General features: G+C 73.3%; 6 protein-coding genes. 2 read left to right on the forward strand and 4 right to left on the reverse strand.

Annotated features, from left to right (window positions below):
• From ACTIDRAF_RS29575 to rimP, 4 genes are all read right to left on the reverse strand, one after another.
• Positions 1-208, reverse strand: a 208-nt coding sequence (locus tag ACTIDRAF_RS29575; RefSeq protein WP_039787947.1) for a translation initiation factor IF-2 N-terminal domain-containing protein, incomplete at its 3' end; no start/stop codon positions are given.
• Positions 209-275: 67 nt separating this feature from the next.
• Positions 276-611, reverse strand: coding sequence for a YlxR family protein (locus tag ACTIDRAF_RS32970; protein ID WP_342626690.1), 336 nt, complete (start codon positions 609-611; stop codon positions 276-278).
• A gap of 87 nt (positions 612-698) precedes the next feature.
• Positions 699-1,748, reverse strand: a complete 1,050-nt coding sequence (nusA, locus tag ACTIDRAF_RS0217775) for a transcription termination factor NusA (RefSeq protein WP_016700073.1) — start codon at positions 1,746-1,748, stop codon at positions 699-701.
• Positions 1,745-2,305 carry a ribosome maturation factor RimP gene (rimP, locus tag ACTIDRAF_RS0217780; protein ID WP_026066223.1) on the reverse strand — a complete coding sequence of 187 codons (561 nt, stop codon included), beginning with the start codon at positions 2,303-2,305 and terminating at the stop codon, positions 1,745-1,747. The genes nusA and rimP overlap by 4 nt, the downstream gene beginning before the upstream one ends.
• A gap of 206 nt (positions 2,306-2,511) precedes the next feature.
• Here rimP and ACTIDRAF_RS33455 point away from each other — a divergent pair, with 206 nt between their 5' ends.
• Together ACTIDRAF_RS33455 and ACTIDRAF_RS0217790 are read left to right on the forward strand one after the other, a co-directional pair.
• Positions 2,512-3,021 (forward strand): hypothetical protein, encoded by a 510-nt coding sequence (locus tag ACTIDRAF_RS33455; protein WP_016700075.1) that lies wholly within the window; start codon positions 2,512-2,514, stop codon positions 3,019-3,021.
• Positions 3,022-3,031: 10 nt separating this feature from the next.
• Positions 3,032-3,520 carry a ferritin-like domain-containing protein gene (locus ACTIDRAF_RS0217790; RefSeq protein ID WP_016700076.1) on the forward strand — a complete coding sequence of 163 codons (489 nt, stop codon included), beginning with the start codon at positions 3,032-3,034 and terminating at the stop codon, positions 3,518-3,520.
• Positions 3,521-3,588: the final 68 nt, after the last annotated feature.

A 3,588-nucleotide genomic window follows, 5' to 3' on the forward strand; every position in this document is an offset into this window, starting at 1 on the left:
CGGGGCGCGGCCCCGGACGACGGCCCTTGCCGTTGGACGAGTCCCCCGACCGGGGGAAGGCGTCGCGCAGTCGCCGCGCGACGGGGGCCTCCACCGTGGAGGACGCGGACTTCACGTATTCGCCGAGGTCGGCGAGTTTCTTCAGTACTTCCTTGCTCGTGACACCGAGCTCTTTCGCGAGCTCGTGCACGCGGGCCTTGCCTGCCACTGCTCTCCTCATCTGGTGAGGCCGGGCGGCAAATCCCGCTCGACCTCGTCCTACCGTCGAAGCGCGTTCATGGCTTCAGCTTCACGGCTGCTTCATGACGGGTCGACCTGCTTCCTTCTGCTGCCGGACGTGGGGGAAGTCCCACGTCGGTCTGAATACTCCGAGCATTCTGCCCGAGGTGGCGCTCGACCGCCGACACGTCCACCGGCCCCGGCACCCGGAGGGCACGCGGGAACGCGCGCCGCCGCTCGGCCCGGCGCAGGCACTCCGGATCGGGGTGCACCCACGCCCCTCGACCCGGCCGCCTTCGCTGGGGATCCGGGACCACGGCTCGGCTCTCGCCGACGACCACGGCCACCACTCGCAGTAGCTCGGAAGACACCACACGCCCTCGGCAGCCCACACAGGTACGTACGGGACCCGTGCCCGGACGTGACCGCGCGGGTGCTCCCGGTCGGTGGTGATCCAATGAAAGTCTAACCCTTGCCGTTCACTCAGCCGAACCGGCTGCTGGTGCGCCGGTGGCCTGGTCCGTCGACTCCCCGCCGCCAGCGGCCGGCGTGCTCGGTTCGGCGTCGCTCCTGATGTCGATCCGCCAGCCGGTCAGCCGGGCCGCCAGCCTGGCGTTCTGGCCTTCCTTGCCGATCGCGAGCGACAGCTGGTAGTCGGGGACCACCACCCTGGCCGTCTTGGCGCGTTCGTCGACGACCTCCACCGATACTACCTTGGCCGGTGAGAGCGCGTTGCCGACGAAGGTAGCCGGGTCCTCCGAGTAGTCGACGATGTCGATCTTCTCACCGCCGAGCTCGCTCATCACGTTGCGCACCCGGGCGCCCATCGGGCCGATGCAGGCGCCCTTGGCGTTGACGCCCTGCACGGTGGAGTGCACCGCGATCTTGCTGCGGTGCCCCGACTCCCGGGCCACCGCGGGGATCTCCACCACACCGTCGGCGATCTCGGGGACCTCCAGGGCGAACAGCCGCCGCACCAGGTTCGGATGCGTCCGGGAGAGGGTGATCTGGGTCCCCCTCGCCCCCCTGGCCACACCGACCACGTAGCACTTCAGCCTGCTGCCGTGCTCGTAGGACTCCCCGGGCACCTGCTCGGCCGGCGGGATCACGCCCTCGGTGTCCCCCAGCTCGACCACGACCATGCCCCGCGAGTTGGCCCGCGAGTCCCGCTGCACCACGCCGGCGAGGATCTCGCCCTCCTTGGTCGCGAACTCCCCGTAGGTCCGGTCGTGCTCGGCGTCACGCAGGCGCTGCAGGATGACCTGCCTGGCCGTGGTGGCGGCGATCCGGCCGAAGCCCTCGGGGGTGTCATCCCACTCCGGCCCCGGCTCCCCGTCCTCGCCGATCTCGTGGGCGAGGACCCGCACGACACCCGTCTTGCGGTCGATGTCGACCCTCGCGTGGGGCTGGTGGCCCTCGGTGTGCTTGTAAGCCGTCAACAGCGCGGTCTCGATCGCTTCGAGGACGGTCTCGAAAGGAATCTCCTTGTCACGCTCGATCGCCCGCAGTGCGGCGATGTCCACGTTCACTTCGGCCTCTCCTCGCTCGCGCCCTGCTCGGGTGCGGCCCCGTCGTCGGCGGCACCCCCCAGGTCCAGCAGCTTCAGTTCGTCTACCGGCGGCTGCCGGAACTCCACCTCGACGACGGCCCGCTCCACCTCGTGGAACGCGAGCCTCCGCAGGCTGCCGTCGACGAGCAGCGTGACGCCCTCGTCGTCGGCGTCGCCGACCCGGCCGGTCAGCTCACCACCCTCCGCCAGCCGCGTCCGCACCAGGCGGTGGCGAGCTCGGCGCCAGTGCCTCGGCCGCGTCAGGGGCCGGTCGACTCCGGGTGAGGTGACCTCCAGGGTGTAGGGGCCGGCGAGCACCTGTTCGCGCTCGTCCAGGGCGGCGGACACGGCACGGCTCGCCTCGGCGATCTCGTCGAGGCCGACCCCGCTGTCACGGTCGACGACGACCCGGACCACGCGGCGCCCACCGGCGCGCTGGACGTCGAGCGACTCCAGGTCGTAGCCCAGATCGCCGACCACACCGGCCACGATCGTCTCGAGTTCCGCGGCGTCCTGCCCGCTCGGCACGTCCGACACTCCCCACTCCCGGTGCAGGCCGGGTCGTGGCACGCCGTCTCGACGGAGGCATGCCCAGGACCGACCGGCGCTGCACCTCGCCGGTCGTGGTCGCCCAGCGTAGCGCGTACCCGCTCGACGTGGTTGCCCCACGCCGGGTGGGGTGGTGGAGCGAGCCCTCCCCTGCCCGGCCGGCCGGTGCACCGCCGCTGGCAGGATGATCCCTCGTGACCTCGCCACCGCAGGGCCGCTTCTCCTTCGGCCGACGGAGACTCCTGATCGCCGGCGTGCTGGGCGCCCTGGCGGCACCGGTGCTCACCGCGTGCACCTCGGAGCCCCCAGCCGAACCGGAACCCGACGTCCTCGAACCGCTGCTGGCCTCGGCCAGGGCGGACGCCGCGTTGGCCGAGGCCGTCGCCTCGGCGCACCCGGGTCTCGCGGCGGTGGCCCTGGTCGCCTCGGACCGCGCCGAGCACGCCGAGGCCCTCGCCGCCGAGATCGACCGGGTCGCACCGCCCGTGCCGGAGGGTGAGGAGAGCGCGGCCCCCTCGTCGGCCTCCCCGCCCCCACCGCCCGAACCACCTGGCGACCCCGAGGCGGCGCGCCAGGAGTTGTTGGCGGCCGTGGACGCGTCCCGCGAGCAGGCCAGTGCCCTGGTGGCCACCGTCCCGGGCTTCCGGGTCGGCCTGGTCGCCGCGGTCGCCGCCAGCTGCGCCACCCTCCACGACGTTCTGTGAGGTCCCGTCCATGAGCACGTCAGCAGCCGCGAACCAAACCAGCCCGTCCGGCACCCCGCTGAGCCCGGCGGCCGAGGCGACCGACGCCGTGCAGCGCGCCCTCGCCGCGGAGCACGCGGCGTTCTGGGCCTACGGCCTGGCCGACGCCTACCTCGACGAACAGCACGACGAGGCACTGGCGGAGGGCCGGACGGAGCACCGCCGCCGCCGCGACGAGGTCGAGGCCCTGCTCGCGGTGGGAGGGACCGACCCGGTGCCGGCGGAGCCCTCGTACCAGACACCCGAACCCGTGGTGGACGCCCGTTCCGCGCTGGTGCTCGTCCTCACCGCCGAGACCGACGCCGCCGCGGCGTGGCGGTACGTCCTGGAGCGCTCGGCCGACGGCGAACTGCGGGCGGCCGCCTTCGCCGCGCTGGTCGACGCGGCGCGACGGGCGGTCCGGTGGCGCCAGGAGCTCGGGGTGGACCCCGTCACCGTCGCCTTCCCCGGACGCGACTGAGGTGCACCGCCCGCCCGGGAACGGGCGGGCGGCCCGGCGGCGCGGTGCGCGCCGGGCAGCGCGGTCTC

The organism is Actinoalloteichus spitiensis RMV-1378 (assembly GCF_000239155.1).
Lineage (GTDB): Bacteria > Actinomycetota > Actinomycetes > Mycobacteriales > Pseudonocardiaceae > Actinoalloteichus_B > Actinoalloteichus_B spitiensis.